Here is an 18,060-nt window from a genome sequence, read left to right on the forward strand (position 1 = left end):
AGCACTGCTACCGTGGAATATCCGCAAGAACAAGTGATCGCCTAACAATCAAGCCTGCGGAGTATTGAGCGCTTACAGCTCAATTTCCTTCAAATCGGTATGTGCGAGTAGTACTTCCAAATCTTGGTTAAAGACTCTGTGATGATGAAAATCAAATTTACTCGGTAGTCGAATACAATGTTTTTCCATATACGTTCCTTTTCATTTACACAGATTGATTAGAAAAAGTTAACATCGCCGCTATCCATTGAGTTAGCTGATACAGGGTTAGATTTTTCAGCTTTGAACTTCACCAGACCATCAATAATCCGCTGTAACTTTCCTGCATCCGTTAAGTTTTCAGGCTCCATTAATTCATGTAACTGAGTATTAATGGCACTTAGTTGTGAGGCTGTAAAACTGAGGTGCTGTGAATTGATATCACCAAATTGCAGACCTCGCATCGCATCATATAAAGATTGCTGTAGTAACTTGTTATGCTCTTCTAGCGCCGTAGCGTGACCTTTGTTGCGCGATGCATTGGTCATAAGTAACTCAATGGCATTATGTACATTTTTTTTCGCTTCCATCACATAGGTAACATCCTGAGAAGCGACTTCGCCGATATCGTGAGTTAACGCTTCAATTTGGTCAGCCATGTTTTTCAGTTTTTGCTGAATTTGATTACTAAACCCTGCCGAGCGAGTTGATAAAGACCGAACTTCATCTGCCACGACTGCAAAACCTCGACCAGCCTCACCTGCCCGCGCAGCCTCTATAGCTGCGTTTAGCGCCAGTAAATTTGTTTGAGAGGCTATTTGGTCTATGTCTTGCATCGCTTTAATTACATCAGGTACTGAGCGATTAATTTTGTCGACTTTTTCCACTAAATTCATCGATGCTGCGGACATATTGACAGTGGTTTCAACAAACTGCTCCAAGGTCGCACTGGTTTCATTGGCAAAAACCGCCATCCAAGAATCACCACTTTCGTCAACTTCTGATGCCAATAAGTGCATCACACGCTCACTTTGCAATTCGGCAAGCTCTTTCAGCTGAGTAAAGGCTGTTGTGAGGGTTTCAACGGCATCAGATTGTGTACTATTAACATCATCCACACCACGCTTGCATTCCGTTAAAGTGTCGGCAATATCTTGCAAAAGACGCTGTTGTAATTGCAACGTTTGAGATTCAGTGTGATGATATTCTTGCTTATTTTCTTCTGTCTTAGTTCGAGAAGCCTGCAGTGCCAAAACACCCGACGCCGTACTAATAATTATTGCGACTATCAAGGCCAAAGCAGCTGGAAGCAAATTAAGTAAAGCAATACCTACCAATAGTGCGATGAAGGCCCCTACTGCTAAACGCATTGTAGAAATCGACATAAAAGCCATCCTTATCATTTAACCAGTCAGTTGAGCCCATATTGATTTAGTCTAGTAAGGAATACCTAATCGTGATGTTTTTTTTACCCATTACTTCTGGATATTTGCTTTAACTCTCACTTTACATTACGCCTCAATTAGGAAGTTTGCAGTAATCGAAATAACCCGCTAAAACATAGCTATAGTTAGCTAGGGTCAGTTGATTTTTGGTGCTGGTTTTTGCAACTATTGGTTGGGCATTTATACAAAACAATCGTTATAGCCAGCACCTTTGTGGCATAGTGACGCGAAAAGGCGCTAACGCAGTAGAAATGATCAACAGACCCTAGGTATTTTTTCTGATTGCATTCACATCATGCCCTCACCGAGCTAAAACGCTCATTATTATTCTTCATTGCGAGGTTTTCCTATGGCGACAGTCATAGATAGTTCACTTTTTCATTCTATGAGGGAAGAGGCAGCAGAGTCTTGGTCTATTCAACTCCAAAAACAGCTTTTTTCTTGCTCTATAGTCCTTGCCAAACAACTTAAACTGACCTCAAATAATGTTTCTCTTAGTCAATTTTTGGCTTTGTGCGACAAAAGTCAGACCCACTTATTAAAACAAGCCATTAAGACAGCTTGTGAACAAGGCTTAGCCACACAGCTACACCTTATTTTCAGTATTGATAAGCAGCGCTACTTGGCCGAATGCAGCATAGAAAAAGGAGAAGCAGGCGCCGCGAACCTTCATGGCCACTTAAAATTACTTCAGTGTTACCTCAGTCACGAACAAGAAACTACTTTACTCAAAACACTTTTTAATGAAACAAAAAATGGCTTGATGGTCGCTGATATTAACCATCATATATTGATGGTTAATAAGGAATTTTGTCGGGAAACTGAATTTACGGAAATGGAGCTACTCGGCACCCATGCTGGCGTAATTAAGAGTTCGCGATACGATAGCGATTTTTACAGCAAGCTTTGGGATGCAGTTAATCAGCATGGCTACTGGGAAGGAGAGTTACTAGCACAAACGAAACATGGCAACAGTTATGCGCACCACGCTTTAATCAAACGCATCATGCTTGCTAACAATATGAAGGTATATGCCACCACCACACGTAAGCTTGATGTTTCATTAGCGGCCTTATCAAACCAACAAGCGATTGAGCCTCATATTCGATTGCCAGATAAAGAGGCATTCAGTGCCGAACTTGAGCGTCTTTATCAAAGTCTACCAAGTAATCAAACAATTGTTTGTATCGCCTTTAATGCCAATATGAGCACTTCAATTAGCGACGATATGAAAGCTTGGTTAATCTCACAGCGATTTGACTCGATGGCTTTTAATGGTTTTCTTGGGCAAATAAATCCATCGCTGTACGGCTTGTGTTGGTGCAGTGAAAAAAAGGTCGACATCATCAACACAACCCTCTGGTCTATTATTCGTCGCTTAGTGGGCACACGTAAAGATGATGCCTTAAAACTTGCTCCGGTGATGACAGTAGGTTGCTCAGTGCTAGCCTTAGATGCCACCAGCCCAAAACAACTTTTAGCTCATGCTATCCAGTCTTTAATTGCTAATCAGCAGCAACTTAGCTCGACACTCTATTATTTTGATCGCCGCTTAAGCCACCGCTTTGAACGCGTTACAGTGTTAACTAAGTTACTCGATAACGCCCTGCAGGCTGAGCGAATCGAAGTGTTTTATCAGCCTATTATCACTTTGCCAGATCTCAAGGTTGTGAAGTTTGAAGCCTTATTTCGAACCCACCTAGACACGGGGATGGAATACTCAACCCAAGAATTAATTCAAATTGCGGAGAAAAACCTTTGGATCGATCGAATTGATGCCACGGTGGCACGCCAAGCTTTACAAGATTTGCCCAAGTTGCAGCGCCATTTCAACAATCCAAACTTAGAAATGTCTATTAATCGCTCTTTGCACAATGATCTCGTCAGCCAAAGCTGCTTAGAAGAAACACTACAAATCCTCTCTTACTCTGGCGCCGACTTAAATAATGTCACATTAGAACTCACTGAATCCGCTTTTTTTCAAGATCTTACTCGGCAAAAACAATGGATAAATAAATTAAGTAAGATAGGAGTAAAAATTGCGATCGATGATTTCGGTACCGGCTACTCATCTTTTTCCTATTTACTTAATCTACCAGTGAGTATTGTTAAAATTGACAAACTATTTGTTGATAATCTTAAGGAAAACAGCTGCGAACTAGCCATGATCGAAATGTTATCTGCCCTTACACACAAAATAGGTGGCAAGGTTATTGTGGAAGGAGTGGAGTCCGTTCAACAGTTAAACATATTATCAAGGGTAAAAGTGGACATGCTTCAGGGTTACTTATTTAGTAAACCAAGAAACTTAGCGGACACTCTCCAATTGGAATCGGAAAATACTTTTGTCCATTTAACACCTCATGTTTATTGTCACGCAGAGCTGACCGCGGCCGATGTGATGGAAAAGGATTTTATTGCCATTAGCCTAGACGATAGGTTGAGAAAGGTTAAACAGCTCTTTGCTCAGCATCCTGTTGATCACCTTGTCGTGATCGAAAACAGTCAGTGCCAAGGCATCGTGACTCGAGCGGCTTTATTTCAGGCGCTAAGTCCCTATATAAACACTAAAAGCGAGCAACACCGCGATGCGGTTACCTTAAATAAGCGGGCACATCAAATCATGGAGAAGAGCCCAAAAACAATGATGACCACTTCACCGATAGAACAATGTAGCCAATGGTTACTCGAGCACAGTCAAGATATTATTATTGTTACCGGCAGTGTGGATGTGTGCATGGGCGTGATCACTGCAAAAGAAATGTTAAGACAGCTCATCCCTAATTAGCCGCCGTTTTGTTTAAGCCTAGCGGCATAATACATAAAAAAGCCACCCGAAGGTGGCTTAATTTATTGATAGATTTAGCAAGCTTATTTGCCTTCTGGAATCACCTCACCAAACTCATCTGTTGCTTGTACGTTGAAGATATCTTCAACACAGATTTCATAGTCACCTTTACCCCAAGCACTGTAGGCGGTTTGGTAACCAGCAAGCTTACACTTAAAGCTATGATTGCCTGGCGTGTTAGCATCCCAACCCCAATCTTTATCCCAATACACTTCTAATGCACCAGAGCCATTAGTATCAAAGGCTTTCATATCAGCACAATCAAGCTTCTCACCTGTAATGTCTAGGCTTAAGTAATTAGCAATTTCTTTGTAGTAAGCAATACGCGCTTTTGCTTGGTTAGTCGTTGAGCCCTTACCACATTCAAAGGCGCCGTTGATGATTTGAATGGTTGAACCAAAACCATGCTCAATACCATTGGCTTTGTCGGCCGCATTTGGCTGCCAAGTGCCATCAATAACGTGCAGCATACTTGGCTTAGGTGGTTGCGGGTAAACGTAGAAGAACACTGCCGACGCTAAGTTTAACCAAGTGTCAGCCACTAACTCAGGGTTCTTCAGTAGTACCATCTTGTCGCCAAACATGGCTTCAGAGAATGGCCCATAGTTGTAGTTCCAGCTTAGTTGTTTAGCACCACGGCCGAAGTAACTCTTGTTTTGACAAGGCCATCTTTCACCCGCCCAGCCAGTACATTTGTTGTAAGGACCTGTGGTATCGGTTTCTGATTTGTACATTTCACGAACGTAGTACAAACCTTGACGCCACTCAGGGTTACCTTTCGCACCTTCCCAGCCTGGGGCGTGCGCTCCTGTTTCTTGTACAAAGTGGGCAAACATAGTAACCAATGAACGCTTACAAATATCGTCTGAGTTACGACCATCTTCATAGGTGCGACAGAAGGCTGGGAACTTAGCGATGGCTTGTAAGAAGCGTTGATAAGTGTAGTTTTCATGACGAATGGGGAATAAGAATTCCCAGTCTGCTGCACTAACAATAGCTTCGGCGCGGCGCACGTTTTCTGGGTTTTCAGCGCGCAGTGGTAACACTGCTTCAACAGCAGCATTATCTAAGGTTTGCGTATCGGCGCGAACCAGATCAAATAGCGCAGATGAAGTTAATGCGGTTTCACGCGCTTCTAATTGCGCACGAGGGATCAAGTAGCCACCTTGACCATCTTCAGTGACGGTTAATTCAGTAGGATCAATAGAAGGTGTAATAGATGGCTCAATCGTAGGTTCAATCGTTGGTTGAAGTGTTGGCTCAGGCGTTGGTTCAGCGGTTGGCTTAGGCGGTAATGGTAAGTTGTACTTAGTAGCAGCCCAGAATTCAACATCATATGCCGATTGTGCATTGGTAATAGCTTGGCTATCCTCTGGCGTTTCAATACAAGCTTTTACACCCAAAACATTGCTACACAGAATAAGCTCATTCTGTGGTCCACAACCTGCAAAGTGGTAACCAAATACCCAGTTGTCACCACATAACTCTGGCTCGGTTGTCGGTGTAGGTGTGATCTCAGGCGTAGGCTCTGCCGTTGGAGTTGGAGTTGGAGTTACACCACCACAACTTGCTTCATCCCAGAACCAACTTCCGCTACGTGGGCTTTCCCAAGTGCCGGGGTTATTTTTAGCCACGTAACAAATTTGGTTAAACATGACTAAGTCGCCATTGGCCACTGTCGTTTTGCCTGGCACCCACTGAACAATATTGCTTGGCTCGCTAGTTGGCGCAGGCGTTGGTTCTAGGGTAACAACAGGCGTAGGTTGTACCGTTGGCTCAAGTGTTATAACAGGGGTTGGCTTTGGTGTTGGCGCGATTGTTGGTTGAACATCACCACAACTTGCGGAGGTCCAAAACCAGGTGGAAGAAGCCGAAGGTGTTTCCCATGAACCAGGGTTATTTTTTGCCACATAACAGGCGTCTTGATAAATTACCAAATCACCATTGCTTACCTTGGTTTTACCTGGCTGCCAAGTTGTTGGCGTAGCAGCTTGTGCTTGGGCAGACACGCCCATCACCAAGGCAGCGATAAGACTGAGTTTCATACTCATTTTAGTCATCCTTGAACAAATTAATAAAAATCGGCAAATACTATTGCCGATGTTAATATTAACAATTCTTGGAAAAATATAATTTGAGCTACCTCTATTTATCCTTACTTTTAAGAGGGATTAAAGTATGGTTAATTTCATACTCAGTAGCTTATTTGACTAAAAAACCAACGAAGCTCCCCAGTTAGCTTTCTGCCAACAACGACAGGGCAGCAAAGCATCGTAATTATAAAGTATCACTCAAGCCACACGCGACACCAGACGACCAGGCCCATTGAAAATTGAATCCTCCTAGCCAACCACTGACATCAACCACTTCGCCGATAAAATACAATCCAGCCACTTTTTTCGCTGACATATCTTTTGATGACAGTTCATTAGTGTCAACACCGCCTAAGGTCACCTCAGCCGTACGATAACCTTCGGTGCCATTCATCAGCAGAGGCCATCGTGTTAAAGTTTGGCAAAGCCGCGCCCATTCGCCGTGGTTTATTTGGTTTAACGGGCTGTCGGTAAATTTTTGCTGGGTTAGCCATGTCTCAGCAAAACGTTTAACTAAGAAACGGCTCAAGGCATTCTTTAAACTTAACTTGGGTTGTTGGTCGCGTAATTCATTTAATGCAAGAGTAACATCTAATTCCGGCAAAAGATTAATGTAGATCGGCTCACCCGCTCGCCAATAGGACGATATTTGTAGCATAACTGGGCCAGATAAACCTCTATGGGTCAGTAGCATATCTTCTTTAAATTCTACTCCTGATACCGAGCTGACTGCCACAGGCATACTGATCCCCGATAACGGTTCAAATAGGGTTTTATCGCCTTGGTGCCAAGTGAAAGGCACTAAGCCAGCACTGGTTGGCAGTACTTTTAAACCAAACTGCTCTGCAATTTTATAACCAAATGGTGTCGCGCCTAATTTCGGCATTGATAAACCGCCAGTCGCTACAACTAGGGAATTACATTGATACTCGCCAGCACTGGTGACTAACTGAAAACCTTGATCGAACTTGTTAATTTTCGTTATTTCAGTTTTCAGCTGAATTTGTACCCCAGCCCAGTCGCACTCTGTTAATAACACGTCAAGAATATCTTTAGCTGAGTTTAACGCGAACAGTTGTCCATGTTTACGCTGCTCAAACGCCACGCCATGGCGTTCAACTAACTCAATAAATTGACTTGAGGGGTAGCGCGCTAAAGCAGATTTAACAAAGTGTGGGTTTTGGCAAAGGAAATTACTTGGCTCAACTTTAGTGTTGGTAAAATTACACTTACCACCACCACTAATGAGGATTTTACGGCCCGCTTTTTTGGCGTTATCAAGCACCAGCACTTGTTTACCACGATATCCAGCGGTTGCGGCGCACATTAGCCCCGCGGCACCCGCGCCGATGATGATGACGTCAACTTTTTGCACTACTTTTCCTATTTTAGAATTCAGCTAAGGGCAACAAAATATTACCCCGCGCTAATGTTACTTGGCTAGCGTGAAGAGTGCGAGCTTTAAGCTAAAAACCCAATAGAGGGCTGGAAGAAGTAGCTATAGCAGATGCTGTGAGGCTTAATTTTATTCTTTGGTATCAGTAGGACTAAGCGCTTTGATTGCTTCACGTATCAAGCCTACACCTTCTTTAATTATTATTGCACCAAGTGCAACTAACTTTACACAAGCGTAGATAAACACCACCACTACAACGACTTTGATACAGGCTTGGAAGATTTGATAGAATTCTATATTAACCTGATTAGATAATTGCTCCGAGCCTGCCATCAGCCAATTAAACATTTCGTTCATAAATGGCACTTTAGCCGGCATTGAAATAATGGCTAACGCGCTGGGTAATACATAAAAAATGATTAAAGACCCAAGAGCAATTAACACTGCTCCTACTGCGGTACTCAGCATTAAGCCTAATTTTTGATTATTTGCTTGCATAACTCACTCAGACAGATCGATTTTAGAAAAATATGATGCAAAGTATCCACACCACAGCCATAAATGAAAGCAGAAAAACTAAAAAAATTAGATCAGGGCTAGTTAGCCGGTAAAAATTACTCAACCTGAATCTGATCTCAAAAAGCTGGAGGAGACATAACGAGCGCTTTTTATCTGCTCCTTTGATCAGGTGAAATCGTGAACATTTTTCAAATGATAAATTATTAGACGAAGTCAGCTCTTAGAGGTTGCAGCGAACCATCAAGGGTGATTTCAAGACTTTTCGTAGATGGGGTTGCGCGGGATAATTAAAATTCACTCTTTCATGGCTTAACCCTGATTCCTTCGTTGATAAAAAACCCTGAAGCCCCCCTAACTTTGACTATATTGTGATTTAATTTAAAAGCACCGTATCAAGCGATATAAAACTGAACAAAGCTCAGTAAGGAACTGAGCGAGAGATGAAATAATTTTGTAGCAATGTGCGCCTAAATTTGAACCGTAAACACCACGTAAATCCAGCGAAAAATATGGCCATATTCAACGATAATTAACGCTATCACAGCCCTCATTTTTAACAGTGAAAACGCTATGATTTCAATAGCTTTACAAGTAACTAGACCAATAAGTCCAGCGTCATATAAATAGGAGTCAATCTTTTTTTCAAAAAAACGTGCTGAAAAGCAAAAAAAAACTTGCTCAATGTCTAAATTTAATTAATTATTGCAATAACTTAAATCAGGTGTGCCATAATGAGTATGCTGTAATTTAAGCTAACCCTAATTTTGGAGAAAAATAATGAAACGTAATCTAATGATCCTTGCTGGTGCTGCTATGACTTTAACTCTAGCTGGCTGTTCTAACACTGCTCTAGAAAAAAATGTTGCAGAATTAAGCAGCAAAGTAGATCAACTGACTACTGAAGTTAGCTCACTGAAAGATCAACAAATGACTCTTGCTAACGATGTAAATGACGCAAAAGCAGCTGCAATGGATGCAAGCAGCGAAGCAATGCGTGCTAACGACCGTATTGACAACATCGCTACTACTTACAGAAAGTAATAACGTTGTTACACAGCTAGCATCATCAGGTGCTAGCTGATATTCCCTTCTTAATCAGCCTTCTCGGCAATGTACAAATATCATTACCCACTTTAAGCTCAGTGCTTCACAACGTTTACACAAAAACGTGCAAACACAATCAATGGCAAACTAACTAGCCTTTAGCATATTATTACCATAAGTGTTTACTTAAGCTCATCCTGTTATTGCCTAAGGGAGATCCATTTATACAACAAAAAACGGCCTACCCAAGTAGACCGTTGAATGAAAAAAGCAGTAAGCCTTACAGCTCAAAGTCTACCTCTTCCTCTGCTTCCTCTTCCCATGCTCGACCAACCAAGTTAGGCAAGCCATTCATTGTCTTGAAAATGCTCTCTAAAGCGGCTTGCTCACCATTATGCTCGGCGACAAAATTAATCACATCTGCGGTCATCGTTAATTTTGGTGCGGGCTGCCCTTCGTACTTAGATAAAGGCGAATGCACCTCTATTAAGACATCGCCATTAGGTTCAACTGACTGCTTAATTGGTTCATTAATAATTCGAACTTGTTCACCTTGCTCCACCTGATGAAACAACCACTCAATATTGGCTGGCTCAAGACGAATACAGCCGGCACTTACACGCATGCCAATACCGAAATCTTTATTCGTACCGTGGATCAAGTATTCGCCATGACCATATGCAAGGCGCATCGCATATTCACCTAGCGGATTTTCAGGTCCAGCAGGAACAACAGCTGGTAAAGGCTCACCTTTCGCCGCGTACTCTGCCCTTGTTGTAGCGGTTGGTGTCCACGTTGGATTGGCACGCTTACTGCTCACCTTAGTCATCATCACCGGAGTTTCACGACCTATACGGCCAATACCAATTGGGAATACGGTCACCTCTTTACCGTTAGGATGGAAAAAATATAACCGTAATTCAGGTAAATTTATCACAATACCTTTGTACTCAACCTCTGGCAGTAGCATTAACGTTGGGATCACCAGCCTCATACCAGGAGTTGGCACAAAAGGGTCCGCGGCTGGGTTTGCATCCATTAACTCCAGTAATCCCACACCGTAAAGTAAACCTATTTCATGTAAGTTTTCACCTTTCGCCACCGTGTGAGTCTGAAGCTGCCCAACTAAACGCCCACCATCTGCGGGTAAAGAGTAAATATTTGCCCATGTTACTGGACTGATAAAGAGCAAAAACAAAAGACTAAACAATAATTTCATAACATACCGAGCAATAGGAAACAGACCTTCATTATAACGATACCTGCTCTTGATCTCGATGCTTTTATACCCAATCAGCTTGGAGATGCTTGATTTCAGGTAATCGCTTTCCCCCTTTTAAAAATCAATCACGCGGCATAAACGCGTGTAAAGTTTTCCCTTTGGGAGCGCCGCGCCATGTTTCCCTGATTTAAACTCAAGAGTATTGTTACGCTAGTAAAGGGCCTATATGCCTGTGTTGAAGTGCTTAGTACTGAAAATGCTACGGGGCTCTGAAACATTCATCGCCAAGTCGATTGGGTTAATCCGCAGGGATACGGCAGTCAAGCCATCAAGGATGATTTCACGGCGTTTCGTATAATAAAATGTGACTTGTTTGAAAGTCATGCTCAAATACTGTACGTTCATTCGTTCGCCCTAGGCTGATCCGTTCGATAGCAGGCCATTTATCGAAGTCACTTGCACCAGAAACGTACTCCTTCTATCATCCCTAGCTTCAATTGAGTAGAAGGTTGTTTATGTCGGTATTAACTGTGTTTCAAGCTGAATTAGTCGTGTCCGTGGTTGAGCTGGTGCTAACTCAGCACATGGCTACAGATCGCGCCTATGCAAAGTTTTTTGCTGGCCAATCTCTTAGCTCAAAACAAAAAGCGCAAGTCACGACATCGACCGGCGATATATTACGCCGACTCAATTTATTTTGTTTTCTTGCTAATGTGCCGCTGGAAAAAGCCCACGAAAATGGAGCAAAGTTGATTGCAGCCTGGCATTTATTGCAAGGCTATGAACAACCTCTACTCCATAAAAGTGCGGTACTATCAACCGCTGAATTTAACAATAAACTCACTCAAGCCAAAACTGCCCCACTACTATGGCAAGGCTGTCCAACTTGGTTAGATAATTTAGGCACTGCGCAACTAGGTGAACAATGGCCCAAAGAGCGCGCAGCCCTTGCCGAACGACCGCAACGTTATATTCGGGTTAACGAGCTGAAAACTACACGTGAAGCGTTATTGGACGATTTAGTAACACAAGGCATTAAAGCAGAGCCCGTAACAAACGTCGCCACGGCAATAAAAATTAATGATCAATCCTCACTGTTTAACAGCAACGCTTACCAGCAAGGTTGGTTTGAACAACAAGATGCCGGCTCCCAATGTGTGGTACAAGCTCTGGATGTAAAGCCTGGCATGACAGTGTTTGATACTTGTGCGGGTACTGGAGGTAAAACGCTACAATTAGCAGCCATGATGCGCGGTAAAGGCCGCTTAGTTGCCATGGATATAGAACAATGGAAACTCGATAAGTTACAACTGCGGGCTAAGCGCGCAGGCGCATTTAATATTGAGACCCGTCTAATTGAAAGCAGTAAAACTATCAAGCGCCGCAAGCTGAGTGCTGATCGGGTATTACTTGATGTTCCTTGCTCTGGTCTCGGCGTTTTAAAACGTAAACCCATGGCTAAATGGCACGATACCGCTGAACGTTTACACACCTTAACTCAATTGCAAACCGATATTTTACAGCGCTATAGTCAGTTGCTAAAAGTAAGCGGCATCATGATTTACGCCACATGTTCTATTCTACCGCAAGAAAACAATGAACAGGTTAAGCAATTCCTAACCAATAACCCTAATTTTTTATTGCTCGAAGAGCAGACCATCAGCCCAGCGGAAACAGGGTTTGATGGCTTTTATTGGGCCAAAATAGTACGTATCGACAAATAAAACCTTCGTTATTGTGCTAGGGCTTAAGCAAAAATAGCTTAAGCCCTCCACCCTTGATAAACTAGTCAGCCGTTCATTCTGGTTTTTACTCATGCATACCGACGAAACACTTGCTGAAACCCGTAAAGGCGTATTTTTTGCCCTATTTGCTTACACTTTTTGGGGAATCGCGCCAATATATTTTAAGTCTCTTTCTCCTGTTCCAGCTTACGAAGTACTGAGTCACCGTGTCATTTGGTCTTGCCTATTACTTTTTATTATTGTGGTTTCGTTTGGTTATGTGCGCCGCCTCATTACGGCCCTGCGCACACCTAAAACCTTGCTCTATTTAACCCTCAGCTCAGTTTTGATCGGCATTAACTGGTTTGTATTTATCTGGTCAGTTAATCATGACCGCATGCTTGAGGCTAGCTTAGGTTATTTTATAAACCCATTAGTTAATGTCTTAATTGGGATGGTTTTCTTAAATGAAAGGCTCAGAAAAAACCAGTATCTCGCTGTGTCCTTAGCTATTATTGGCGTATTGGTACAATTAATAAGCTTTGGCTCACTACCCTGGATAGCATTAGTACTGGCTTTTAGTTTTGGTTGCTATGGTTTAATTAGAAAACAACTGCAGATTGATGCCATTACTGGGCTACTACTTGAAACTCTAGTATTGCTGCCAGTGGCCTTAATCTATTTGTTTGTATTCGCCAATTCAAGTAGCTCAAATTTGACTAACAATGGGCTGAGCTTAAATCTATTATTGTTCGCTGCAGGTGCTATCACCACGATACCGTTACTGTTTTTTGCCGGAGCAGCAAAGCGGCTTAAGCTTTCAACCTTAGGCTTCTTTCAATATATCGGGCCGTCATTAATGTTCATTCTCGCCGTCTTTGTTTACGAAGAACACTTTAACCTTGATACCTTAATCACCTTTGCTTTTATTTGGGCTGCCCTCATCATTTTCAGCTTTGATGGATTACACCAGCATAAGCAAAGTAAAAGAGCCAAGCTTAACTCTTAATTTTAGCCTGCCAGCTCGCTAACCAGCTAAGGTTGGCGATTTGCTTCGCAGGCGGGAAAGGCTGTGATAGCCAACGTTGCAATAGCTCGGGATCCTGTTGTTGAACAATTAGCTCAAGTACATCTAATGTCTCTTCATTACCTAAACTGAGCATCACGGCAGAAGCATCCGGAGATTGTTGTAAAAATAAAATCAACCCCTTTACCTGCTCAATTGAATGATACTGAGTCAAGTCCTCCAACAGCTCGACTATCTCTAAACGACGAGTAGGTTGCGTCAGATAATGACGAAACAATAATTCGCCTATGGCATGAAAAGCCCCCTTTTCACTGATCGCCATTTGCTCTTTAAGCCAAATATCCATTAACTCATGAAATCCTAACTGCAGCTTAACTGTGCGCTCAGCTTGTTGATAGGCGACCACTATCTCCCTTATTTCTTCTATATTCAGCTCTTGATGCGATGCTATGTCTGTGGCATTTAAAGCCACGGCTCGATACCAAACCTTATTCAAAGGTTGTCTAATCTGCGGTTGTAGATTGCTAGCATAAACCAACTCCTGCTGCTGAAATAAAAATTCCGCGAGGCGCATTGTTTGTAGCTCTTTCTGCTCAGTTGCTGCAATATTCGCTATATTCACGGAAGCATCAAGCAGTGCCTGCTCCTTCCATTGTACTAAGGTTAAGCTAGGCCATTGAGCCTTAAGTTGAAACAACTCAGCTTGAGCCAATAAACTCGGGTCGCTGATTTTTTGCTGCTGGATCTCAGCGAGATTAAAGAAACCATGGCGCACTAATGCAGCACTGTAGTTTACGTAAAGGGTGTCTTGTTTGATTTCCCACAAACCAGATAAGGTCATTAAATCAGGAATATAACTGGTACTACTAGCGATATTAAAATATGCGGCCATGCAGTTTTGCTGCATTTTATGGTTAATATTACCACTGAGTAATAAGCTTATTTGCTCTAACCAACGATGATTTTCTTCCACTAACGACTGCCAAGCTAATACTTCATAAGCTTGACATAAAGATGTCGCATTAGATTCAATTTCTACTAACTGTTTCAGCCTGGAATAAAATGACATTTTTTGCTGTTCATTTCCTCGCTTTCTTACCGTTGACGCCAATTTTAGCAAGTATTCTAAGCGCTCATATTCAGCCTGTTGCTGGATCAAATGAAGGGATTGGGACAAATAATCAGGCTGTGAGGAATGCTGCCCTTTAGATGCCAGCTGATTATATTTAGCTTGTAGTAGGCGCACATCTAACATCGAGCTTTGCTCTAAATCTGCGTACACTTGCGATTCAGGAAACTGACGTTTCAATTTTGAAATATCACTTAAGGCTTGTTCGTAATGATATTTTTTTTCAGATATTTGTTCTGCTTGCGCAGCAGACTCTAGGTGTGCCAATGCACGATTTAAGCGTTGTGAGGCGAGCACCTCCACATCTAAAAAAGCGACCACTAAGCCAACAGTTAAAATAAATGCGCACCAGTAATAAAGATATTTTTTCATTTTGTAATGGGAGTAAATTTAACAGCCTTTTGCGGCAGGCTAAAATCTTCAGGCAGCCCTGGAAAATAGACTTTTAGTTCCTTGATATCCTTTAGGGCGTTACTGTCAATAAACATCCAGTCAGTCCCTGCTTCGCGGATTGCAAATAAATAGCTATCTGTATTCACTCTTCCTTGCTCACTTTTTAGTTCAAGCTGAGTGCTCAGGACAATCAGCTCCTTATCTTTTCCGACAAAATATTCAAGAGGCTCTCCTATAGTCAAATCTGAGATAACAACCCCTTCTTCATTAAGCAGGCGAACGGCTTCATAAGCGATTTTAGCGGCCATACTAGGCCCACCAATTTTATTTACCATCGCCGGATAGCTAAGGGCTATCACTTGCTCATAGTCTTCTAACAAAGTGGCTGATGCCAGCATGTTGGCGCGCTGGCTAACTTGGGAAGCAATATCTGCAGGCACTGGCAATGCTAACGCGGGGCCAATCATAGTGAAAAATAATAATAAAAACTTATACATGAATCTTGTTCCTTAGCGGACTTATAATTAGTTAACGAGAGTGAGCGCTCAAATATAAAATCAAAGGGCTTAACACTAACTTCCATGCCAGCTCTACATCTTCATTAAACCTTGGGTCATGAGCTTTAACCGCTTTAATCAATGCATCTAGCCACAATACATACATATCTGCAGGCACGTTCCGCTGTAACGGGCCATGTACATCTGCGTATTTTTTTATTGCTTGGGTTTCTATCCTTGTACTTGAGAAGTCCATTGCTAAGTACAAAGAGCGCTGTAACATTAACTTCTGTTTCGTTAAGTCGACACCAAGGAACATGTCTGCGACCGCCGGAGAAGATGTGATAAATAACTCATAAAAAAGGCTGAAGAAGGCATCACCTTGATCACCACGATAAATAATCCGCTCATAGCTGTCGTTAAATATTTGGTCGAAATTCTTCACAATACGTTCCTTTTCATTATGACTGACTACGATAAAGAACTCATCGCATATAACCAAACTAAGCTTACATAATATGTTAAGTAAAACGTGCTATCGGATTATTTTTTCTTGATAAAGTGATAACCCGGTGCTGATGTTGACCATACTTTCTTTTCTTTGTCTTGATACCCTGCTACTTGTTGAAAGAATTGATCGGAATAAAGTGCATAAGTAATTTTTACATGGGTTGATCCTCGAAAGTTTAAATGGCACTCATGACTTTCTGTTTCACCCACAAATTGTTTTAACTCTTTCTCATAAGTGAAAAGAATATCGCAACCTTGCTGCATTGTTAACTGTTGCAAAGTGAGCTTATCAAGTAACTGGGGCTGATAATAAGCCCCAGTAAAATCAATAGGCTGAGGTGTTGTATAGGTATGTAGTCTTATCAGACCATTTGGTTGATCGATTAGTTGCATAATACGTTGTTGGTAAGGTAATACCCCGCGTTCGTTTTTAATTTGTTCTATATAAAACCAAACCCCATCGGTTCGGGTATGCCAGAATCGTCGAACCAAAAATTGCACTGACTCAAATGCAGAGTTTTTATTTGCCTGATTGGTATTTGTGAACTCTCCTTCAAACCAATCGGACAGTAATTCAAGCTGCATGGAGAAGGCCCATAACGGCGTACTAAACAAAGAGAGAAAGCAAAATAACAGTTTATTCATAGTACATCCTTGGCGAGGGCATTGACGCAATGATAATCACTAACAACATACACTCATATAGCAGTTTAATCTGCCTGTAAAGGCCCCCATCATAGGGTACAATAATCTTAATTTTAACCAATGGGTAAACTATGGAAAAGGTATATTTAGGCTGGATATTCATTGCGATAGGTTGCTTCGCCCTGCTCCCTATCTGTTACTATATTTTTATTGCTATTAAGAGTCGAAGTTGGCCTAAACGAATGGCCATGATTACTTACAATAGCTTAGCGGTTAAAAAAGCAGGGTACTGGGAAGGTCGCTCGTTACTTAGCGGAGACCTGATAAAATATCGCTATAACGTTGAACGTGTTGATTATGAAAACAGTCAAATAACAGCTGCAGACTTGATCGTGAAATTGATGGTTGCAAGTGATGAATTACTGGCCAATTTTCCAGAAAAAGAGATGTTAGAGATAGCTTATAACCCTAACAAGCCGCAGCAGTCATTACTGATTAGTGGATTAACTAAGTGGAATTTCTTGCCTATTGTAACAATAGGTATTTTCATTGCTGTGGGCATCGCCCTTGTTATTGGACGAATCTAAGAAGGTTATTTATAAATGGATGATATGAAAAGCTTTATACCTGGCTATGGTAGTGAATCAAACGTCGCTAGGTTACTAATGCTAATGTCGCTATTCCTGGTCATAGTACCAGGCATTATTGCCGCCAAAACCGCACGCTTAAGCTTTGGCGGTGAAGTCATCATGGCTAATGTTATCGAAGTAAACCAAGTGAGCTTTGTAGACGAAGCCACTAATGAAAAATTTACGGACAATATTCCTAAGGTTGAGTTTACGGCAGTTAATGGTAAAACATATCAAGTGGACTTATTGCCTTACCTAGTACCTCCTAAAGTAGGTGAGCAGGTAGAAATCGTATATTTAAGATCAGATCCTAATACAGCGTTACCGAATGCCTTTGATCGAGGCCCCTTGTATACCTGCATGTTTTTTATTGCCTTAGGCCTAGTTCTGTTCTTACGCTCCGCAAAAATGATGAGAAGTCGCTACTAACATTCAATAAAGGCCTGCAGTTTGAACACTGTAGGCTTGCCCACCAAGCAGCCAGCAAGCTTGCTGAACGCGTCAGAGCCATCTCTACTAATGCTGGCAATCATCATATAAAGCCCAATTAGCTAATCAAAATACTGATGTTAATGGCTTCAGACCGTTTACTATTTCCTAAGGTGTTGGTATTTGATCCCGCAGTGCCAAGAACAGAAGCACCAATTATCGACCTCGAAGAAGCAGGGCTGACCATCGAAAAGGTCATTAAACCACAAAGCCTACCGCCTTCGGTGCATGAGTACCTCAACCCAAGGGTACGAACCAGCTACTATTTTGAGCATGATAAACAATAGGCCACTTTCGAGTGGTTTTTTTGTGTCTTGTACGATGGGAATTATTTTTCTGCAGACGTAAAAAAGCCCGACTCTTTCGAATCGGGCTTCTACTGCTCACTATGAGCTAAATTGGCGCTTGGCGGTGTCCTACTCTCACATGGGGAAACCCCACACTACCATCGGCGCTGCTGCGTTTCACTTC

The 18,060-nt window shown here is 42.1% G+C and carries 16 protein-coding genes; 7 read left to right on the top strand and 9 right to left on the bottom strand.

The genetic code is table 11. From position 1 onward, the window contains the following. Positions 1-218: 218 nt before the first annotated feature. A complete protein-coding gene (locus K1M91_RS20325) occupies positions 219-1,364 on the bottom strand; it encodes a methyl-accepting chemotaxis protein (RefSeq protein WP_232804091.1) in 1,146 nt (381 codons plus the stop codon). Positions 1,365-1,773: 409 nt separating this feature from the next. On the opposite strand from K1M91_RS20325, the gene K1M91_RS20330 reads away from it, so the two are divergent. Next, positions 1,774-4,212, top strand: coding sequence for an EAL domain-containing protein (locus K1M91_RS20330; RefSeq protein WP_232804092.1), 2,439 nt, complete (start codon positions 1,774-1,776; stop codon positions 4,210-4,212). A gap of 83 nt (positions 4,213-4,295) precedes the next feature. Here the strand turns inward: K1M91_RS20330 and K1M91_RS20335 are convergent, their stop codons facing one another. The 3 genes from K1M91_RS20335 to K1M91_RS20345 form a co-directional block, all read right to left on the bottom strand. Continuing rightward, complete coding sequence (locus K1M91_RS20335; protein ID WP_232804093.1) at positions 4,296-6,323, bottom strand: glycoside hydrolase family 19 protein; 2,028 nt, start codon at positions 6,321-6,323, stop codon at positions 4,296-4,298. A 226-nt stretch (positions 6,324-6,549) separates the two neighbouring features. Then, positions 6,550-7,740 (bottom strand): NAD(P)/FAD-dependent oxidoreductase, encoded by a 1,191-nt coding sequence (locus K1M91_RS20340; RefSeq protein WP_232804094.1) that lies wholly within the window; start codon positions 7,738-7,740, stop codon positions 6,550-6,552. A 150-nt stretch (positions 7,741-7,890) separates the two neighbouring features. Then, positions 7,891-8,259: a hypothetical protein gene (locus K1M91_RS20345; protein ID WP_232804095.1), complete on the bottom strand. Its 369-nt coding sequence runs from the start codon at positions 8,257-8,259 to the stop codon at positions 7,891-7,893. A 798-nt stretch (positions 8,260-9,057) separates the two neighbouring features. On the opposite strand from K1M91_RS20345, the gene K1M91_RS20350 reads away from it, so the two are divergent. Then, positions 9,058-9,321, top strand: a complete 264-nt coding sequence (locus tag K1M91_RS20350) for an Lpp/OprI family alanine-zipper lipoprotein (RefSeq protein ID WP_232804096.1) — start codon at positions 9,058-9,060, stop codon at positions 9,319-9,321. A gap of 283 nt (positions 9,322-9,604) precedes the next feature. On the opposite strand, the gene K1M91_RS20355 is transcribed toward K1M91_RS20350, so the two are convergent. Beyond that, positions 9,605-10,543, bottom strand: a complete 939-nt coding sequence (locus K1M91_RS20355) for a L,D-transpeptidase family protein (protein ID WP_232804097.1) — start codon at positions 10,541-10,543, stop codon at positions 9,605-9,607. Between the two features lie 518 nt (positions 10,544-11,061). Between K1M91_RS20355 and K1M91_RS20360 the strand changes: the two genes are divergently transcribed. After that, a complete protein-coding gene (locus K1M91_RS20360) occupies positions 11,062-12,270 on the top strand; it encodes a class I SAM-dependent methyltransferase (RefSeq protein ID WP_232804098.1) in 1,209 nt (402 codons plus the stop codon). Positions 12,271-12,361: 91 nt separating this feature from the next. Beyond that, the gene (rarD, locus tag K1M91_RS20365) at positions 12,362-13,279 is read left to right on the top strand and encodes an EamA family transporter RarD (RefSeq protein ID WP_232804099.1); all 918 of its coding nucleotides are present in this window, start codon (positions 12,362-12,364) and stop codon (positions 13,277-13,279) included. On the opposite strand, the gene K1M91_RS20370 is transcribed toward rarD, so the two are convergent. From K1M91_RS20370 to K1M91_RS20385, 4 genes are all read right to left on the bottom strand, one after another. Then, positions 13,269-14,798: a hypothetical protein gene (locus K1M91_RS20370; protein ID WP_232804100.1), complete on the bottom strand. Its 1,530-nt coding sequence runs from the start codon at positions 14,796-14,798 to the stop codon at positions 13,269-13,271. The two genes, rarD and K1M91_RS20370, sit on opposite strands and share 11 nt — an antisense overlap. Then, entirely contained in the window at positions 14,795-15,316 is a 522-nt protein-coding gene (locus K1M91_RS20375) for a hypothetical protein (RefSeq protein WP_232804101.1), read from the bottom strand. Before K1M91_RS20375 ends, K1M91_RS20370 begins: the two co-directional genes overlap by 4 nt. Positions 15,317-15,347: 31 nt before the next feature. Next, entirely contained in the window at positions 15,348-15,761 is a 414-nt protein-coding gene (locus K1M91_RS20380) for a globin (RefSeq protein ID WP_232804102.1), read from the bottom strand. A 98-nt stretch (positions 15,762-15,859) separates the two neighbouring features. Next, positions 15,860-16,471, bottom strand: a complete 612-nt coding sequence (locus K1M91_RS20385) for a chromophore lyase CpcT/CpeT (RefSeq protein ID WP_232804103.1) — start codon at positions 16,469-16,471, stop codon at positions 15,860-15,862. A 131-nt stretch (positions 16,472-16,602) separates the two neighbouring features. Here K1M91_RS20385 and K1M91_RS20390 point away from each other — a divergent pair, with 131 nt between their 5' ends. From K1M91_RS20390 to K1M91_RS20400, 3 genes are all read left to right on the top strand, one after another. Then, positions 16,603-17,058 (top strand): DUF3592 domain-containing protein, encoded by a 456-nt coding sequence (locus tag K1M91_RS20390; RefSeq protein WP_232804104.1) that lies wholly within the window; start codon positions 16,603-16,605, stop codon positions 17,056-17,058. A 15-nt stretch (positions 17,059-17,073) separates the two neighbouring features. Next, positions 17,074-17,529: a hypothetical protein gene (locus K1M91_RS20395; protein ID WP_232804105.1), complete on the top strand. Its 456-nt coding sequence runs from the start codon at positions 17,074-17,076 to the stop codon at positions 17,527-17,529. A gap of 143 nt (positions 17,530-17,672) precedes the next feature. Then, a complete protein-coding gene (locus tag K1M91_RS20400; protein WP_232804106.1) occupies positions 17,673-17,876 on the top strand; it encodes a hypothetical protein in 204 nt (67 codons plus the stop codon). Positions 17,877-18,060 lie beyond the last annotated feature (184 nt).

It is taken from the genome of Motilimonas sp. E26 (assembly GCF_021278025.1).
Lineage (GTDB): Bacteria > Pseudomonadota > Gammaproteobacteria > Enterobacterales > CBDFNC01 > Motilimonas.

Bases quoted from the DNA above. Each gene is read 5' to 3' on its own strand.
- K1M91_RS20355 (WP_232804097.1), bottom strand. From the start codon at position 10,543: ATGAAATTATTGTTTAGTCTTTTGTTTTTGCTCTTTATCAGTCCAGTA.
- K1M91_RS20325 (WP_232804091.1), bottom strand. From the start codon at position 1,364: ATGTCGATTTCTACAATGCGTTTAGCAGTAGGGGCCTTCATCGCACTA.
- K1M91_RS20350 (WP_232804096.1), top strand. From the start codon at position 9,058: ATGAAACGTAATCTAATGATCCTTGCTGGTGCTGCTATGACTTTAACT.
- K1M91_RS20400 (WP_232804106.1), top strand. From the start codon at position 17,673: ATGGCTTCAGACCGTTTACTATTTCCTAAGGTGTTGGTATTTGATCCC.
- K1M91_RS20330 (WP_232804092.1), top strand. From the start codon at position 1,774: ATGGCGACAGTCATAGATAGTTCACTTTTTCATTCTATGAGGGAAGAG.
- K1M91_RS20390 (WP_232804104.1), top strand. From the start codon at position 16,603: ATGGAAAAGGTATATTTAGGCTGGATATTCATTGCGATAGGTTGCTTC.
- K1M91_RS20335 (WP_232804093.1), bottom strand. From the start codon at position 6,323: ATGAGTATGAAACTCAGTCTTATCGCTGCCTTGGTGATGGGCGTGTCT.
- K1M91_RS20360 (WP_232804098.1), top strand. From the start codon at position 11,062: ATGTCGGTATTAACTGTGTTTCAAGCTGAATTAGTCGTGTCCGTGGTT.
- K1M91_RS20375 (WP_232804101.1), bottom strand. From the start codon at position 15,316: ATGTATAAGTTTTTATTATTATTTTTCACTATGATTGGCCCCGCGTTA.
- K1M91_RS20395 (WP_232804105.1), top strand. From the start codon at position 17,074: ATGGATGATATGAAAAGCTTTATACCTGGCTATGGTAGTGAATCAAAC.
- K1M91_RS20345 (WP_232804095.1), bottom strand. From the start codon at position 8,259: ATGCAAGCAAATAATCAAAAATTAGGCTTAATGCTGAGTACCGCAGTA.
- rarD (WP_232804099.1), top strand. From the start codon at position 12,362: ATGCATACCGACGAAACACTTGCTGAAACCCGTAAAGGCGTATTTTTT.
- K1M91_RS20370 (WP_232804100.1), bottom strand. From the start codon at position 14,798: ATGAAAAAATATCTTTATTACTGGTGCGCATTTATTTTAACTGTTGGC.
- K1M91_RS20385 (WP_232804103.1), bottom strand. From the start codon at position 16,471: ATGAATAAACTGTTATTTTGCTTTCTCTCTTTGTTTAGTACGCCGTTA.